This window comes from Mesorhizobium sp. YM1C-6-2 (assembly GCF_003666685.1).
Lineage (GTDB): Bacteria > Pseudomonadota > Alphaproteobacteria > Rhizobiales > Rhizobiaceae > Mesorhizobium_K.
This window is the reverse complement of the sequence record NZ_RCIZ01000006.1, coordinates 103,352-119,941: the sequence shown is the minus strand read 5'-3', so window position 1 is coordinate 119,941 and position 16,590 is coordinate 103,352. Positions and strand designations below refer to the sequence as shown.

Below are 16,590 nucleotides of genomic sequence, written 5' to 3'. Positions count from 1 at the left end.
CATGCCTGCACCATCGAAACGCCTCAGCGGCATCCTCCCCTCCGGCAAGGACGGCTGGGAGGTGCATTTCGCCGCCATGAACCGCAAGGAGGCCGGCGAGCCGATCATCATGCTGTCGGTCGGCGACCACGACTTCGACACGCCGAGCGAGACGATCGAGGCCTGCGTGACGGCGGTGAGATCGGGCTACCATCACTACACGCAACTGCCCGGCATCCCGCGCTTGCGCGAGGCGATGGCCAGGGCGTCGACGCGCTGCACCGGCGTCGAGACCAATGCCGACCAGATCATCGCCACGCCGGGCGGCCAGCTCGCGCTCTACGCAGCCGTGCAGGGCACGCTCGACCGCGGCGACCATGCGGTGGTGGTGGCGCCCTATTACGCGACCTATCCCGGCACGTTCCGCGCCGCGGAAGCAGAGTTCACGGTGGTGGAGGCGGAAGCGGCGGACGGGTTCCAGCCGCGCGCTTCGGCAATCGAGGCAGCGTTGAAGCCGAACACCAGGGCGATCCTGCTCAACACGCCCAACAACCCGACCGGCGCCATCTATTCGCGCGAGAGCCTCGAAGAAATTGCGAAGCTCTGCGTGAAGCACGATCTCTGGCTGCTGTCGGACGAAGTCTACTGGACGCTCGCCGGCGACCATCATGTTTCGCCGCGCTCGCTGCCCGGCATGGCCGAGCGCACGCTGGTGATCAATTCGATGTCGAAGAGCCACGGCATGACCGGCTGGCGCATCGGCTGGCTGACCGGGCCGGAGAGCATGATCTCCCTGCTGATCAGCCTCAACCTTGTGACCACCTACGGCCTCACCGATTTCGTCTCGCGGGCGGCAGCCGAAGCGCTGGAGAACGACTACGGGGTCGAGCTGATCGCCGACATCTACAACGGCCGCCGCAAGGTGTTCCTGGACGCGGTCCGCGGGCTGAACGACATCACGGTGCGCGGCTCCGAGGGCGGCATGTACGTCATGCTCGACGTCCGCGCCATCGAGCCGGACGACGAGAAATTCGCCTGGGCGCTGCTCGACGCGGAGAAGGTCGGCGTGATGCCGGGATCGAGTTTTGGCGACGCGGCGGCGGGGCATATCCGCATCAGCCTCTGCCAGCCCGACGACGTGCTGCTCGACGCCGCGACGCGCCTCCGCCGCTTCGCTTCCTCCTATCGCAGCAAGGCTGCCTGAACCGGCAAGATACCGCCGCCCTCTCCCGGAGCATCCGCCCAATGGCTGAACTTCCCGCAAAAGCCCGCGCGGTCATCATCGGCGGCGGCGTTTCCGGCTGCTCGGTGGCCTACCACCTGACCAAGCTCGGCTGGACCGACGTGGTGTTGCTGGAGCGCAAACAGCTCACCTCGGGCACCACCTGGCATGCGGCGGGGCTGATCGGCCAGCTCCGCGGCTCGCAGAACATGACGCGGCTCGCGAAATATTCGGCCGACCTCTACGTCAAGCTGGAGGCGGAGACGGACGTGGCGACCGGCATGCGGCAGGTTGGCTCGATCACGGTAGCGCTGACCGAGGAGCGCAAGCACGAAATCTACCGCCAGGCGACGGTGGCGCGCGCGTTCGACGTCGACGTCAGGGAAATCTCGCCGGCCGAAGTGAAGGAGATGTATCCGCATCTCAACATCGATGGCGTGGTGGGCGCGGTGCACCTGCCGCTCGACGGCCAGTGCGACCCGGCCAACATCGCCATGGCGCTGGCCAAGGGTGCAAGGCAGCGCGGCGCCAGGATCGTCGAGGGCGTGAAGGTCACCGCGGTCCACCAGAAGGATGGACGCGTGACGGGCGTATCCTGGGCGCAGGGCGAGGAACAGGGCACGATCGAGGCCGACATCGTCATCAACTGCGCCGGCATGTGGGCACGCGACCTCGGCGCGATGTCCGGCGTCAACGTGCCGCTGCACGCCTGCGAGCATTTTTATCTGATCACCGAGCCGATTCCCGGCCTGACGCGGCTGCCGGTGCTGAGGGTTCCGGACGAGTGCGCCTATTACAAGGAGGACGCCGGTAAGATGATGCTCGGCGCCTTCGAGCCGGTGGCAAAGCCATGGCCTCCATCAGGAGAACGCATCCGCGAGGATTTCTGCTTCGACCAGTTGCCCGAGGATTTCGCGCATTTCGAGCCGATCCTCGAGATGGGGGTCAACCGCATGCCGATGCTGGGCGAAGCCGGCATCCACACCTTCTTCAACGGTCCCGAGAGCTTTACCCCCGACGACCGCTATTATCTCGGCGAAGCGCCCGAACTGCGCGGCTACTGGGTCGCAGCCGGCTACAACTCGATCGGCATCGTGTCGTCGGGCGGCGCCGGCATGGCGCTGGCGCAGTGGATCAACGATGGCGAAGCCCCGTTCGACCTCTGGGAGGTCGATATCCGCCGCACGCAGCCATTCCAGAAGAACCGCAGCTATCTCAAGGCGCGCGTTACCGAGACACTCGGCCTGCTCTATGCCGATCATTTTCCTTACCGGCAGATGGCGTCGGCGCGCGGTGTGCGCCGTTCGCCGCTGCATGAGCATCTGAAGGCGCGCGGCGCGGTGTTCGGCGAGGTGGCCGGCTGGGAACGCGCCAACTGGTTCGCCAGGCCGGACCAGGAGCACGGCTATCAATATTCCTGGTGGCGGCAGAACTGGTTCGACAACCAGCGCGAGGAGCATCTGGCGGTCCGCAGCAATGTCGGCCTGTTCGACATGACGTCCTTCGGCAAGATCAGGGTCGAGGGCCGCGACGCGCTCGCCTTCCTGCAAAGGCTCTGCGCCAACGAGCTCGATGTGCCGGCGGGCCGCATCGTCTACACGCAGATGCTGAACGCGAAGGGCGGCATCGAAAGCGACCTGACGGTGAGCAGGCTTTCGGAGACCGCCTTCCTGCTCGTCGTGCCGGGCGCGACGCTGCAGCGCGACCTGGCATGGCTGCGGAAGCACCTCGGCGACGAGTTTGTCGTCATCACCGATGCCACCGCTGCCGAAAGCGTGCTCTGCCTGATGGGGCCGAACTCGAGAGATTTGATTCAAAAGGTGAGCCCAAACGATTTTTCTAACGAAAACAATCCGTTCGGGACGTTTCAGGAGATCGAGATCGGCATGGGCCTCGCCCGCGCGCACCGCGTCACCTATGTCGGCGAACTCGGCTGGGAGCTCTACGTCTCGGCCGAGCAGGCGGCGCATGTGTTCGAGGCGATCGAGCAGGCCGGCGTGGAATTCGGGCTGAAACTCTGCGGCCTGCACACGCTGGATTCCTGCCGCATCGAGAAGGCGTTCCGCCATTTCGGCCACGACATCACCGACGAGGACCACGTGCTGGAGGCCGGGCTTGGCTTCGCGGTGAAGACCGGCAAGGGCGATTTCCTGGGGCGCGATGCGGTGCTCAGGAAGCGGGATGCCGGCCTGTCACGCAGGCTGTTGCAGTTCCGGCTGAAGGACGCCGAGCGGCTGCTCTTCCACAACGAAGCGGTGGTGCGCGACGGCAAGATTCTGGGCACCGTGACATCGGGCAATTACGGGCATTTCCTCGGCGGCGCGATCGGCATGGGCTATGTGCCCTGCGCGGGCGAGAGCGAGGCGGACGTGCTGGCGTCGGCTTACGAGATCGAGATCGCCGGCGAGCGTTTTCCGGCCGAAGCGAGCCTGAAGCCGATGTACGATCCGAGGGCCGAGCGGGTGAGGATGTAGCCGGCCTAAAAACCCGCCAGCTTCTTCTTCACCTTCTCCAGGAACCAGGCGCGGCTCGCCGGCGTGGAACGGTCCATGTCGTAATGCGCGACGTAGAGCGTGCGGGCGGTCGGCGCGCAAAGCGCACGCACGCCGCGCAGGATCGTCTTGCGGCCAGGCTGGCCGATGAGCACGGAAATCCACCATGGCGCACCGCACGTCGTGATGACACCGATGCGGCTTATGTGCTGAACGAGCGAGACGATGCGGCCGCCATCGGGCGGCAAGCTGAATGCAACGTCGGTCGCCCACGCACGGTCGAGCCAGCCCTTCAACATGGCCGGCAAGCCGTACCACCAAGTCGGATATACGAACAAAACTGCCTGCGCCCATCTGATGTTTTCGATATGGGGCGCGAGCGCCGGATCGGTCGGTGCACGATCCATGTTGCGGCGCTCGTCGGCACCGAGTACCGGATTGAATCCTTCTGCGTAGAGGTCAACCAGCCTGACCTCGTGGCCGCTATCGGATAGCGCGGCGATAGCCGTATCGCGCACCGCTGCAGCAAAGCTTTCGGGCACCGGATGGCAGTAGACGACGAGATATCTCATCGGGAGCTCCGCATCAGAAAGCCTCCATCCTGGCGGCCACCTTCGCCATGAATTTTTCACGCGATTCCTGCGTCGATAGGTTCATCGAATAGTGTGCGAGAAAGGAGACAGGCGAGCCGGGTTTCACCGTCAGGCGCAGCACCCGGTTGACCAGCCTTTTCGGCGGATTGCCCATCAGCGCCGCGCGAAACCAGGAACCGCCATAGCTGGTGACGGCCACCACCTTGCGGATGTTATGCAGGTTCGGCGTCGCCTTTCCGTCGATCATGCGAAACGAGACGCCGGGCAGGAAGACGCGGTCGAAGAAACCTTTCAGGATGGCCGGAAAGCCGTAGTTCCAGACAGGGAAGCAGAGCACCAGCCCTTCCGCCGCCAGCAGCCGCCGGACATAGGGATCGACGGGGTCGGTGGGTCCGCGCTCGTCATGATAGGCGAGCCGTTCTGCGCGGGTGAGCCTGGGGTCGAAGTCTTCGGCATAGAGGTCGAGGTCGTCGACCGAATGGCCACCCGCAGTGAGGCGCTCGACGATCAGCCGGTGCAGCGCGGCATTGAAACTTTCCTCGACAGGATGGGCGTGGAGGACGAGGATTTTCATGCCGCTGCCGTCATGAAGCTTTTTCCAACCCCTTGAACAGGAAGGTCTTGCCGGAACGGTAGTCGTAGTCAGGGTTCTCCCACGCGATCATCTTGCCCGGATTGAGCAGTCCCTGCGGGTCTGCCTCGCGCTTGAAGGCGAGTTGGACCTCGTCGGTCTGCTTCATGCCGCCCTCCTCCAGCGTATAGCGGTGGGGATTGAAGATCGGGCAGCCATTTTCCTCGAAGGTGCGGACGATCTCGTCAAGCCGCTCCTCGGTCGTGAAGCGCACGAGGTTGAGGCCGAAGCAGGTGATGTTGCCGTCGAAGCGCACGAATTCGAGATGGGAAAAAACCTCGCCGGGGAAGAGCCCGTCGATCTTCTCGACAAGTGCCATGTGATCGGGGAACGGATAGAGCGACTGCAGATAGGTGATCGCGGGGTCGACACGCAGAGCCCGCAGCGTCGTGTGGTTCCAGGCGAGCTCGTAGTTCGGCGGCAGGCCCTTTTTCTCGTCCTCGGAAGCGGCTGCGGCATTGTAGACGACCTCGCCGCCGGCCCGACGCGTGAAGGCGAGGAAGGCGTCGAGCGAGTGCGGCGCGACCATGACGAGGCAGATGCTCTGCCCCTCGTGGAAGAATTTCTGGTGCCGCTTGAAATAGAGCTGCGGCACCGGCGCGGCGATCGGTGTGACAAGCTTGGTCAAGAGCCCGTCCTGGCAGGCGAGCGCGTTGCCGTAGCGGGCGGCGCCCATGAAATCGTCGAAGCCGACGATGACGTCGACCCAGTCGTAGGAGGCGGTCAGCGGCATCTCGACCTCGGTGATGATGCCGTTGGTGCCGTAGGCGTGAGTGACCTTGTGCAGGTCCTCGCCGGTGAGTTCCAGCGCGCGCGGCTCGGCCTCCATGGTAACGACGCGCAGGCGAAGTACATTGCCGAAATCGCGCAAGCCCCCGAAATTGATCGAGCCGACGCCGCCCGAGCCCCCGGCGACGAAGCCACCGATCGAGGCGGTGGCGTAGGTGGAAGGATGCAGGCGCAATTCCTGACCCGAATGGGCGCGCGTGGCGCGGTCGATGTCGGCGATGATCGCTCCGGGGCCAGCGACGACGCGGCCGGTCGAGATCGAGGTGACGGCGTTCATGTCGGCGAGGCTGAGGATGACGCCGCCCGACAGCGGCATGGCCTGGCCGTAATTGCCGGTGCCGGTGCCGCGCGGGGTGACGGGCACATTGTGGCGGTGGCAGGCCGCCAGCACGCGCATGACCTCGGCTTCGCTCTTCGGCGAAACGACGATGTCGGCCGCCACATGGTCGAGCTGTCGTTTCAGCACCGGGCTGTACCAGTAGAAGTCGCGGCTCTTCTGCTGGACGATCTTCGGATTGTCCTCGATCTTCAGCCCTTCGAGATCGCGCTTCAGCGCTGAAACATCCATCACGCACCCATGAGATCGTCGAGTTCGGAATAATCGGGCAGGCCGCGTTCGAGCGCGCGCCCGTCGCGCACCACGATGCGATCCGATTCGGGGCGCGAGAGCAATTCCGTGAAGCTGCGGCCCTTGAAGATGATGAAATCGGCCGGCCCGCCCGTTGCCAAGATCCCTGCCCCGTCGATGCCCATGATCTCGGCAGGCGCGGCAGCTACGGCTCTCGGCCAATCGCCGACCGGATGGTCCAGATGCAGGATGCGCGTCGCCATGCGGTAGACCTCCAGCATGTCGAGATCGCCATAGGCGTAGAAGGGATCGCGGGTGTTGTCGGAGGCGACCGCGACCGGGATACCCCGCGCCTTCATCTCATGGAGAAGCGTGACGCCGCGCCAGCGCGGCGTGGTGCCGTCCTTGCGGCGGTCCTGAAGATAGAGGTTGCACATGGGTAGGGAGACGACCGAGAGGCCGGCCTTGGCGACCTTGTCCAAGGTATCGAGCACCTCGCGGTCCGGCTGGCGCGACAGCGAGCAGCAATGGCCGACGAGGATCTTGCCCTGGAAGTCGTTCCAGAGTGCAGCCTCGGCGATCTTCCTGAGCGAGACGGCGGAGACGTCATCCGTCTCGTCCGCGTGGAAATCGAGGTCGAGACCGTGCTCGATGGCGAGCGAGAAGACGAAATCGAGCAGTTCCTCGAGGTCGGGAACCATGTAGGTGACGGCGCCGAGCACGCCGCCAGCGGCAGCGACACGTTTTGCGAGGGCCGCGAACCAGGCCTTGTCGCGGGCGGCCTCGATGCCCGTCAGGCAAGAGGCCTGCAGTTCGATGCGGCCACGCCAGCGTTCCCTGATCTCCTCGAAGACCGGCCACGAGATTTCCTCCTGCGGGGCGACGCTGTCGAGATGGGTGCGGATCGCCTTGGTGCCGTGGGCATAGGCGGAGCGCAGCGCAAAATCCATGCGGCGGGAGACGTCGGCCGCGCTCCAGCGCGACATGCGGTCGATCTCGTTGGCGACCAGCGCGCCCATAAATGAGCCGTCCGGATTGGGGCTGCGCGGCCAGATGTGGCCCTTGTCGATATGCGTGTGGCAGTCGACGAAGCACGGGAAGACGATGCGGCCGGCAAGGTCGAAGGCGGGGAGCGCGGCGGGATCGTAAGGTGCGATGGAGGCGATCTTGCCGTCAGCGACGGCGAGGTCGGCCAGGATAAAACCTTCGGCGTCGGCCGGAGCGGCAAGGCCCGGCGTGAGCGAGGCGTGCAGGCGTACGCGGGAAAGCGTGTAGGGGCTGGAGGCTGGAAGTTGAAAAGCAGCCACTGGTCACCGCTCCTGTCTGAGCGCGCTTTCGTGCCAGCGGCGCAGGACGAGATGCGAGACCAACGTCAGCGCCAGGAAGATGACGATGCCCGTGAAGGAGATGAGGATGAGCGCGGCGAAGAGGCGCGGCGCGTTGAGCCGGTAGCCTGCCTCGATGATGCGCGAGGCGAGCCCTGAGGACTGACCCGACGTGCCGGCGACGAATTCGGCGACCACGGCGCCGATGAGCGAAAGACCGCCCGCGATCTTCAGACCACCGAGGAAATAGGGCATGGCGGCGGGCAGCCTGAGGTGCCAGAGCTCCTGCCAGCGCGTCGCGCCATTGAGCCTGAAGAGGTCGATGAGGTTGCGATCGACGGAGTTCAAGCCCAGCGTCGTGTTGGAGAGGATCGGGAAGAAGGCGACGATCCAGGCGCAGAGCAGAAGCTTGGCGGTCTGGTTGTCGACATAGATGTTGATCAGAGGGAAGACCGCGACGATCGGCGTGACCTGCAGGATCACGGCGAACGGAAAGAACGACATCTCCACCCATTTCGACTGGGCAAAGAGCACGGCCAGCCCGACGCCGCCGGCGACCGCGAGCAGGAGGCTGAGGAAGGTGATGCGCAGCGTGACCAGCAGCGAGCCGAACAGGAGGCCGGCATCGGTGTAGAGCGTCGCAACCACTTCGCCCGGCCGAGGCAGGATGTAGCGCGGGATCTCGTTCCAGACGCAGATGCGGTCCCAGAGCCACACGGCGAGCACCATGATGGCGAGCGGCAGCACCCATTTGCCGATGCGCTCCAGCCTTGCCGCGCGGACCCGACGCGCTTCCTCGGGATCGAGGGGTACCGTGCCGGCCTGGGGCTCAATGGCCGTCATGAGCGCCTCCGCCAAGAGTGATGGCTTCACCGAGCACCTGAGACGTCTCGCGGCAGAGCGTGGCATAGTCCGGCGAGGTGCGGAACGCCTCGTCACGCGGATAGGGCGCATCGACCGATATCTCACGGAAGACGCGGCCGGGACGCGCCGCCATGACGACGATGCGGTTCGACAGGAAGACGCTCTCGAACACAGAGTGGGTGACGAAGACGACGGTGAAGCGCTCGTCCTGCCAGAGCTCCAGAAGGTCGTTGTTGAGCTTGAAGCGGGTGATCTCGTCGAGCGCGGCGAACGGCTCGTCCATCAGCAGCAGCCGCGGTTTGGTAACCAGACCGCGAGCGATCGAGACACGCATCTTCATGCCGCCGGAAAGCTCGCGCGGCATGGCGTCCTCGAAGCCGGAGAGGTGCACGCGGTCGATCATCTCACGGATCGCCGGCGTGGCCTTCTCGCGAGAGACGCCGCGAAGCCTGAGCGGCAGCCAGACATTGTCGAAGACCGAGGCCCAGGGCAGCAACGTCGGCTCCTGGAAGACGAAGCCGATGTCGGAACGCCCCTGCCCGCCGTGCCAGTCGAGCATGCCGGTGGTCGGCGTCGACAGGCCGGCGATGATCCTCAGCGCCGTCGACTTGCCGCAGCCGGACGGACCGAGCAGGCTGACGAAATCGCCCTGCCCGATTGTCAGGTCGACATTGCGCAGCGCGGTGACGCCGTTGGAGAAGCTTTTGCCGACGTCGCGCAGGGTGAGCAGGGACTTTTGGTCCCCGCCCGACGCTTCGCTGGCCACGGCCCGCATTTCCTGCAGCATGCGGCTAGGCTCCAACCCGGGCTTACTTCTTCAGATCGAGGCCGACGCCCTTGTTGACGAAATCCAGCGTGTAGGACTTCTTGATGTCGATGCCTGCCGGCAGCACCTTGGCCTTCACCATCTTGTCGTAGAAGCTCTGCATGCGCGCGTCGGTCATCGCGCCGATGCCGAGTTTTTCGGTGTCGCCGGAATCAACGATGCCGAACTTCTTGAGCTGTGAAATCGTGAAGGCGATCTGCTCGTCGGTGATGTCGGGATTGTCCTTCTTGATCGCCTCGTTGGCGGCCTTGTTGTCGCCGTAGAGGTAGTTGTACCAGCCCTTGGCCGAGCCATCGACGAAGCACTGGACGACCTCCGGACGGTTGTCGATCGTATCCTGCATGGCCTCGATGGTCGTCGAATAGGTGTCATAGCCATAGTCGGCAAGCAGGAACTGGTTCGGCATGAAGCCGCCTTCCTTCTCCACCGCATAGGGCTCCGAGGTCACGTAACCCTGCTGGATCGACTTCTTGTTGGCGATGAAGGGTGCAGGGTTGAAGGTGTAGGGCACGCGTTTCGAGACGTCGAAACCGTATTCCGTCGCCATCCAGAGCAGGAAGCTCTGCGCGCCTTCGTCACCGACGATGTACTGATCGGCGTTGGGCAGATCCTCCCATTTGTCGAGCCCCTCGCCCGGATGGGACATCATGACCTGCGGCTCCTTCTGGAAAGAGGCGGCGACGACGCGCAGCGGGATGTTCTGGGCGACGGCGTCGAAGGCCTGCTGCATGTTGCCGCCCATGTAGAAGTCGATCTTGCCGGCAAGGAGCAGCGGACGGCCGGCGACCTGCGGGCCGCCCTGCTGGATCGTCACCTCGAGGCCGCAGGCGGCATAGGTGCCGTCGACGACGGCCTGGTAGTAGCCGCCATGCTCGGCCTGGGCGAGCCAGTTGGTGCCGAAGGTCACCGGCACCGCCAGAGCGCCAGTTGCGGAGGCAGCAGCGATGGCGAAAGCCGCCGCCGAAATCGTGAGAATCCTGGTCATGACGTCACCCCTCTTTTGCTCCCGCGCACAGGCGTGGAATCCGAAGCTTGTTCATTTGAAGCAAGACACATGCCGCCGGCAGCCTGTCGGCTGTCCGGCCTGGGCGGCCTGCGTCCTCCCGATCGGAAGGCATCGTGCCTATTTTTCCGGCGTTAGTCCATGTCGGCAAGAACGAAGCCACAGCCTTGATGTAGAGAGCAGAGCCGCCCTAACATTTGCCGTCAGAGGAGACACAAAGATGCTGAGATTCCTGTCGCCGAAGTCGATAAGGCCGCCCTTCGCAAGATACAGCCATGCCGTCGAAGTGCCGGCCGGCAAGCGGCTGATCGTCTGCTCCGGCCAGCTCGGCGTCCGGCCGGACGATTCGATCCCAGAGGACGCCGGCGCGCAGGCGGAACTCTGCTTCTCCAACATCGCGGCTGTGCTCGCCGAGGCAGGGCTCGCATTGAAGGACATCGTGCGCATCAACGCCTTCGTGACCGACCGCGCGCACATGAAACCCTACATGGCTGTGCGCGACCGGCTTGTGGCCGACCCGCCGCCGGCCTCCACGCTGATGATCGTCTCGGGTTTCTCGCGGCCCGAGTTCAAGGTCGAGATCGAGGTGATCGCAGCGGGGTGAGTTGCGGCCCCGGGAGCGGCGCTCTACAAACCCGCCAGTATCGAGGAGGACAGAGTGGCGCAGAGAAAAGTCTGGTGGGGCGATTTCCCGACGACCGCCTATGCGGAGATCGACCCGGAAAGCACGATCGCAGTGCTGCCGGTCGCCGCCATCGAGCAGCACGGGCCGCATTTGCCCGTCTCGACTGACACGACGATCATGAACGGCATGCTGGAGACGGTGATCGCGCGGCTGCCCGACGATCTCGACATCCGCATCCTGCCGGTGCAGTCGGTCGGCAAGTCCAACGAGCATGTGCATGCGCCGGGCACGCTGACGCTGACGCCGCTCGCCGCCATCCAGTCCTGGGCCGATCTCGGCGCCTCGGTGGCGCGGGCGGGCGTGAGGAAGATCGTCTTCGTCAACTCGCATGGCGGCAACGAGGAGATCATAGGCATCGTCGCGCGCGAGCTGCGCGTGGCGTTCAGGATGCTGGCGGTGAAGACGAGCTGGTCGCGCTTCGGCCGACCTGCCGGGCTCTACAGCGATATCGAGGACCGCTACGGCATCCATGGCGGCGACTTCGAGACGTCGGTGATGCTGCATTTCCGGCCCGACCTGGTCGACATGACGAAGGCCGAAGATTTTTACTCCAGCGTGCAGCGGGCGGAGCAGGAGTTCGAACTGCTGAAGCCGACCGGCCAGCACGCCTTCGCCTGGATCGCGCCCGACCTCAACCCGCATGGAGTTGTCGGCGAGGCGTCGAAGGCGACTGCCGAAAAGGGCCGGCTGACGGCGGAGCATCAGGCGGACGGGTTCATCACCCTGCTGAAGGATGTCCAGAAGGCGAAGCTGGCGGACTGGCTGAAATAGTTCAACGCCCGATGTCGAGGGCGAAAGGGACGCCCTCGAAGGCATCCGCGCCACGGCCGATGGACTGGATTGCCGCGACCATGCGGCCCTGACGGCCGAGCATCGCATCGGCGAGCGCGATCAGGAGCGGATTGGGCGTAGCGCTCGGCGACGCCAGGCGAAGCGCCTGCGCAAGTTCCCCTTCGTCGCGCGAGGGCTGCAGCGCGGCGGCGATGATGTAGGCGGAAGCCGTCGAGCGGCTGATGCCGGCATAGCAGTTGACGACCAGCGGCTTCGCACGGTTCCAGCTTTCGGCGAAATCGAGTAGTGTGCGCATATGCGCCTCGCCGGGCAGCGTCATGCCCTCCTGCGGCTCGGCGATGTCGTGCAGCGACAGGAAGAGGTGGTTCGCCTCCAAAATCGCGGCGGGCCGCGTCATCGCAGTGCCGGGCGCGAGCAGCGACAGCAGGCGGTCGGCACTGGTGGACGTAACGGTCGCCTCGACCTTCGACAAAGGGCAGACCCAGATCATCGCGATGCGGCGGCGCGAACGCCGCCTCCCCTGTTGCTTGCGTCGGCGCTCCAGGCCGACAGCGCGGCCTCGAGGCGGCGCCATTCCTCCTTGCTGCCCGGCAGGCCGAAGCGGAGTTCGTTCGGCCGATCGGAAAAGTTGCGCACGAGGATGCCACGGCTGCCGAGTTCCGCGAAGAGGCTTGCGGCGTGCTCCGTGGTCACATGCCGGAAGAGGCTGACGCCGCCGTCGATCGCCACGCCATGCCGGGCAAGGAGCCCGTCGAGCCGCGCGGCCTCCGCCGAGAGGCGACTGCGCATATCCTCCTGCCAGGCATGGTCGCCAAGCGCGCGGATGCCGTATTCCAGCGCCGGGCCGGAGACCGACCAGGGGCCGAACTCGGCATTGAGGCGTTGCGCGATGTCTTCCGAAGCGATGGCGAAGCCAAGGCGGACGCCGGCAAGACCAAAGAATTTTCCCAGAGAGCGCAGGACGATGATACCGCCCTGCCCGACGTCGGCGCAGAGCGATTCCGCCCGTAGGCCGACATCCATGAAAGCTTCGTCGACTACCAGCAGGCCGCCGCGCCGGCGCAGGGCCTCGGTCAGCGTCAGCAGGTCGGCGCGGGAGACGATGCGGCCGTCCGGATTGTTGGGATTGACGACCACGGCAAGGTCGGCGCCGGCAAGCGCGGAGAATTCGCTGACTTCGACGACCGAGTGCCCGGCAAGCGCGGCGGTGCGGGCATGCTCGGCATAGGTCGGGCCGAGGATCGCGGCGCGGCCTGGCTTTTTCAGCGAAAACACGCGCGGCAGAAGAATCTGCGTGCCGGGCGCGAGCGCCACATGGCGCGGCGACGGCGCGCCGTAGGCTTGCGCTGCGACGGCTGCAAGTTCGTGCGCGCGGGCAGGCTCCGGCAGGCGCGTCAGCGCGGTGGCAGGCAGATCGAAAAGCGGATAGGAGTGCGGGTTGATCCCGGTGGAGAGGTCGACCCACGGCTCCGGCGCATGCGCAAACAGCGAGCGCGCGCGGCCAAGGCTGCCGCCGTGATCGGCCACCGCCGCAATTCCCTTCGCCGGAACGTCCATGTCCGTCCTGATCGCCTTCCTGTCGCTCGCCATCGAGGCGAAGCTCGGTTATCCGGACCGCCTGTTTGCCGCGATCGGCCATCCGGTCACCTGGATCGGCCGCCTGATATCCTGTCTCGACGGGACGCTCAACCGCGCGACCGACAGCGACCGCATGCGTCGTCTTTGCGGGGTCGCGGCGCTGGTGGCGATCGTCGGCGTACCGGCGGTCGTCGCCTATGTCTTGGAGCGGTTGCTCCTGCTCAACGCCTTGGGCTTTTTCGTCGTGGTGGCGCTCGGCACAACGCTGCTCGCGCAAAAGAGCCTCGCCGAACATGTCGAGGCGGTGGCGACGGCGCTCGACACGGGCGGACTGAAGGCGGGACGCGAGGCCGTGTCGAGGATCGTCGGGCGCGACCCCGAGCAGCTCGACCGGGCCGCAGTATCGCGCGCGGCGATCGAAAGCCTGGCTGAGAATTTTTCGGACGGCGTGGTGGCGCCGGCCTTCTGGATGGCGGCCGGGGGACTCGCCGGCGGCGCTGCCTACAAGGCGGCCAACACCGCCGATTCCATGATCGGCCACCGGACCCCGAAACACGAGGCGTTCGGCTGGGCGGCAGCGCGCTTCGACGACCTGGTCAACCTGCCGGCGTCCAGGCTGACGGCGCTCTTGATCGTCGCGGCGGCGGCGATCCTGCCGGGAATGGACGCCGGCGCGGCATGGCGCGCGGTCTGGCGCGACGCGAAAAAGCACCGCTCACCCAATGCCGGCTGGCCGGAAGCGGCGATGGCCGGCGCGCTCGGCATCGCACTGGCAGGTCCCCGCAGTTACGGCGGCGTGATGGGCGACTACGCCTATATGGGCGAAGGCGGGCGGCGCGAGGTGACGGCGGCCGACATCAGGCGGGCGCTTAGACTGTTCTGGATGGCTGACGTGCTGCTGATGGCGGCGCTGGGCGCCCTAGGCATCATGCTTGTCATTTGATCTACGCGGGATGCATCCATGGCGCAGGCGCCCCTATAGTCGCCACGCCTGCTTTCGCAGCCTGGCCCGCTCTAATTGACCGACTGCGTCAAGCACCGGTGGTATCGCTCGTGAGTCCTGCCTGATGGTCGACCTGCTCCCATGGCAAGCGGGGAGCTGCCTCCGCACCATTATGCCACACCTCCGTTCCGACAGATTAAGTGGTATTTCTTTTACCACTTAATCTGTCGGAACGGGGAAGTGGTCATGAACGACAAGAGGCAGCCCGTTATCCTTTCATCCGATCAGGCCAGTGGCAGGGATTCGCAGGGCAGCAGTCTGGTGCCCATGCTGGTTGCAGGACTGGTCCTGATCGCGATCGGCGCGGTGGTCGTGATGATGTTCGTTTAGTCCTTAGAACTCGATGCCCTTCTGCGCCTTCACGCCGGCGGAGAAGTGGTGTTTGACCGCGCCCATCTCGGTGACGAGGTCGGCGGCTTCGATCAAGGCGGGCTTGGCGTTGCGGCCGGTGACAACGACGTGGAGGTCGGGGCGGCGGGATGTCAGCGCGGCGACCACGGCGTCGAGGTCGAGATAGTCGTAGCGCAGCGCGATGTTGAGTTCGTCGAGCACGACGAGGCTGATCGTGGGATCGGCGATCAGTTCCAGCGCCTTCGCCCAGGCGGCCTCGGCCGCTGCGATGTCGCGTTTCAGATCCTGCGTCTCCCAGGTGAACCCCTCGCCCATCGTGCGCCAGACGATCCTGTCGCCGAAGATCGCGAAGGCGTCCTTCTCGCCGGTGTGCCAGGCGCCCTTCACGAACTGCACGACGCCGACGCGGCGGCCGTAGCCGAGCATGCGCAGCGCCAGGCCGAAGGCGGCGGTGGTCTTGCCCTTGCCGGGGCCGGTGTTGACGATCAGCAGGCCTTTTTCCTGGATCGTCTTGCCGGCGACTTCGGCGTCCTGCACGGCCTTGCGCTTGGCCATCTTGGCGCGGTGTCGTTCTTCTTCCTTGTCGTCGATCGGCTTCATCACTTCACCTGCATGGGCAGACCGGCGACCATGAAGAGCACCCGGTCGGCAATCGAGGCCACGCGCTGGTTCAACCGTCCCTGCGCGTCGCGAAAGCGCCGGCCGAGCGGATTGTCCGGCACGATGCCGAGCCCCACCTCGTTGGAGACGACGAACCACGGCCCGCGCGGCGCAGAGAGCGTCTTTTCCAGTTCGGCCGAGACCGCATCGATATCGTGATCGGCAAGCATTTGGTTGGAGAGCCAGAGCGTCAGGCAGTCGACCAGCACCGGCCTGCCCTCCGGCACGCTGCCAAGAGTCTGCGCGAGGTCGAGCGGGGCATCGACCGTCTGCCAGCCTTCGCCGCGGCGGGAGCGGTGGAGCGCGATGCGCTCCGCCATCTCGCCGTCATAGGCCTGGGCCGTGGCGATGTAGGTCCACGGCGCCGGCAGCGCCGTGGCGAGCTTCTCGGCGTGCGTGCTCTTGCCCGAGCGGGCGCCGCCGAGAAGAAGAGTGAGGCTCTGCCCGGAAGCGTCAGGCAAAGCTCTTGCCGAGATTTTCCGACTGGCCGAGGAAGCGCTGGCGCACCAGCCCGACGATGCCGCCGAGCGCAACCCAGAAGATCAGGTTCGTCACCGTGACGGCGACGACGAACTGATGATGCAGGCCGTCGGGAACCGGCGATTCGTGGGTCTCGGGCTGCGGCGCACCGATGATGTGCGGCAGAACGATGAGCGCAACGCCGAGGATCGAGAGCGGTGCGCTGCCGCGGAACGCGATCAGCGCCAGGCCCGCCGCGGTGGCAGCCACCGTGCCGACCCACCATACCTGCCGGGCGAAGAGGTCAGCCGCAGGCATGGCCGGCAGTTCGGGCGGCAGGCCGAGGCCGGGCGCCAGCGTGAAGATGGCAAAGCCGGCGAAACCCCAGAACGTGCCCTGACGCCAGTTCGAGATGCCGCCGGCGAGTTCGGAGGCGGCGACCAGCAACAGCGCGAAGCCGATGCCGCTGACTACATTGATGGCGAGCGTGTAGGCGAAACGCTCAAAACCGTCTTCCGGCCCCCAGGCTTCGTCGCCATGGTGGTCCGATTCGGCGGGCGCGGCGGCGGATTCGGCAGGCGTTGGCTCGGCGGGTGTAGCCTCGGTGGGCGCGGCGCCATGGTCGTGGGCCGGCTCGCCGGCGTTCTCGAAGGTTTCGGCCTGCAGAATCAGCGGCACGGTGGCGAAGGTCTGCAGAGCGGCGAGGATCAGGCCGGCCAATAGGCCCGCGGCCGCCGCGGTGAACACGGCGTTGCGAAACAGGTTCATGA

The 16,590-nt window shown here is 65.7% G+C and carries 18 protein-coding genes; 6 read left to right on the top strand and 12 right to left on the bottom strand.

The annotated features are described in order from the left end of the window. The first annotated feature begins 1 nt into the window (after position 1). Together D8676_RS16505 and D8676_RS16500 are read left to right on the top strand one after the other, a co-directional pair. The gene (locus tag D8676_RS16505) at positions 2–1,183 is read left to right on the top strand and encodes a pyridoxal phosphate-dependent aminotransferase (protein ID WP_121582186.1); all 1,182 of its coding nucleotides are present in this window, start codon (positions 2–4) and stop codon (positions 1,181–1,183) included. Between the two features lie 41 nt (positions 1,184–1,224). Then, positions 1,225–3,675 (top strand): FAD-dependent oxidoreductase, encoded by a 2,451-nt coding sequence (locus D8676_RS16500; protein WP_121582185.1) that lies wholly within the window; start codon positions 1,225–1,227, stop codon positions 3,673–3,675. A gap of 5 nt (positions 3,676–3,680) precedes the next feature. Here D8676_RS16500 and D8676_RS16495 read toward each other — a convergent pair whose 3' ends face one another. From D8676_RS16495 to D8676_RS16465, 7 genes are read right to left on the bottom strand one after another with little or no spacing between them, the layout of a single operon-like run. Then, on the bottom strand, positions 3,681–4,265 hold the full coding sequence (locus tag D8676_RS16495) for an NAD(P)H-dependent oxidoreductase (RefSeq protein WP_121582184.1): 585 nt from the start codon (positions 4,263–4,265) through the stop codon (positions 3,681–3,683). 13 nt (positions 4,266–4,278) lie between these two features. Continuing rightward, positions 4,279–4,860: an NAD(P)H-dependent oxidoreductase gene (locus D8676_RS16490; protein WP_121582183.1), complete on the bottom strand. Its 582-nt coding sequence runs from the start codon at positions 4,858–4,860 to the stop codon at positions 4,279–4,281. 10 nt (positions 4,861–4,870) lie between these two features. After that, positions 4,871–6,274, bottom strand: a complete 1,404-nt coding sequence (locus D8676_RS16485; protein WP_121582182.1) for an FAD-binding oxidoreductase — start codon at positions 6,272–6,274, stop codon at positions 4,871–4,873. Continuing rightward, positions 6,274–7,581 (bottom strand): cytosine deaminase, encoded by a 1,308-nt coding sequence (locus tag D8676_RS16480; protein ID WP_121582181.1) that lies wholly within the window; start codon positions 7,579–7,581, stop codon positions 6,274–6,276. The genes D8676_RS16485 and D8676_RS16480 overlap by 1 nt, the downstream gene beginning before the upstream one ends. A gap of 3 nt (positions 7,582–7,584) precedes the next feature. Next, positions 7,585–8,442, bottom strand: coding sequence for an ABC transporter permease (locus D8676_RS16475; RefSeq protein WP_121582180.1), 858 nt, complete (start codon positions 8,440–8,442; stop codon positions 7,585–7,587). Then, positions 8,429–9,238, bottom strand: coding sequence for an ABC transporter ATP-binding protein (locus tag D8676_RS16470; protein ID WP_245426870.1), 810 nt, complete (start codon positions 9,236–9,238; stop codon positions 8,429–8,431). The genes D8676_RS16475 and D8676_RS16470 overlap by 14 nt, the downstream gene beginning before the upstream one ends. 34 nt (positions 9,239–9,272) lie before the next feature. Further along, positions 9,273–10,274 carry an ABC transporter substrate-binding protein gene (locus D8676_RS16465; RefSeq protein ID WP_121582178.1) on the bottom strand — a complete coding sequence of 334 codons (1,002 nt, stop codon included), beginning with the start codon at positions 10,272–10,274 and terminating at the stop codon, positions 9,273–9,275. A gap of 238 nt (positions 10,275–10,512) precedes the next feature. On the opposite strand from D8676_RS16465, the gene D8676_RS16460 reads away from it, so the two are divergent. Together D8676_RS16460 and D8676_RS16455 are read left to right on the top strand one after the other, a co-directional pair. Continuing rightward, positions 10,513–10,896 carry a RidA family protein gene (locus tag D8676_RS16460; protein ID WP_121582177.1) on the top strand — a complete coding sequence of 128 codons (384 nt, stop codon included), beginning with the start codon at positions 10,513–10,515 and terminating at the stop codon, positions 10,894–10,896. Positions 10,897–10,950: 54 nt separating this feature from the next. Next, positions 10,951–11,748 carry a creatininase family protein gene (locus D8676_RS16455; protein ID WP_121582176.1) on the top strand — a complete coding sequence of 266 codons (798 nt, stop codon included), beginning with the start codon at positions 10,951–10,953 and terminating at the stop codon, positions 11,746–11,748. 1 nt (position 11,749) lies between these two features. Here the strand turns inward: D8676_RS16455 and D8676_RS16450 are convergent, their stop codons facing one another. Next, positions 11,750–12,259, bottom strand: coding sequence for a tyrosine phosphatase family protein (locus D8676_RS16450; RefSeq protein WP_121582175.1), 510 nt, complete (start codon positions 12,257–12,259; stop codon positions 11,750–11,752). Further along, positions 12,256–13,326 (bottom strand): threonine-phosphate decarboxylase CobD, encoded by a 1,071-nt coding sequence (gene cobD, locus D8676_RS16445; protein ID WP_121582393.1) that lies wholly within the window; start codon positions 13,324–13,326, stop codon positions 12,256–12,258. The genes D8676_RS16450 and cobD overlap by 4 nt, the downstream gene beginning before the upstream one ends. On the opposite strand from cobD, the gene cbiB reads away from it, so the two are divergent. After that, positions 13,325–14,290: an adenosylcobinamide-phosphate synthase CbiB gene (gene cbiB, locus D8676_RS16440; RefSeq protein WP_121582174.1), complete on the top strand. Its 966-nt coding sequence runs from the start codon at positions 13,325–13,327 to the stop codon at positions 14,288–14,290. The genes cobD and cbiB overlap by 2 nt on opposite strands. Positions 14,291–14,536: 246 nt before the next feature. Further along, positions 14,537–14,680 (top strand): hypothetical protein, encoded by a 144-nt coding sequence (locus tag D8676_RS27355; protein WP_183097123.1) that lies wholly within the window; start codon positions 14,537–14,539, stop codon positions 14,678–14,680. Between the two features lie 3 nt (positions 14,681–14,683). Here D8676_RS27355 and cobO read toward each other — a convergent pair whose 3' ends face one another. Genes cobO through D8676_RS16425 form a run of 3 tightly spaced genes read right to left on the bottom strand, consistent with a single transcriptional unit; the run spans position 14,684 to position 16,588 of the window. Beyond that, complete coding sequence (cobO, locus tag D8676_RS16435; protein WP_121582173.1) at positions 14,684–15,301, bottom strand: cob(I)yrinic acid a,c-diamide adenosyltransferase; 618 nt, start codon at positions 15,299–15,301, stop codon at positions 14,684–14,686. Then, complete coding sequence (cobU, locus tag D8676_RS16430) at positions 15,301–15,822, bottom strand: bifunctional adenosylcobinamide kinase/adenosylcobinamide-phosphate guanylyltransferase (protein ID WP_121582172.1); 522 nt, start codon at positions 15,820–15,822, stop codon at positions 15,301–15,303. Before cobU ends, cobO begins: the two co-directional genes overlap by 1 nt. Next, positions 15,815–16,588, bottom strand: coding sequence for a CbtA family protein (locus D8676_RS16425; RefSeq protein WP_121582171.1), 774 nt, complete (start codon positions 16,586–16,588; stop codon positions 15,815–15,817). The genes cobU and D8676_RS16425 overlap by 8 nt, the downstream gene beginning before the upstream one ends. Between the last annotated feature and the right edge of the window lie 2 nt (positions 16,589–16,590).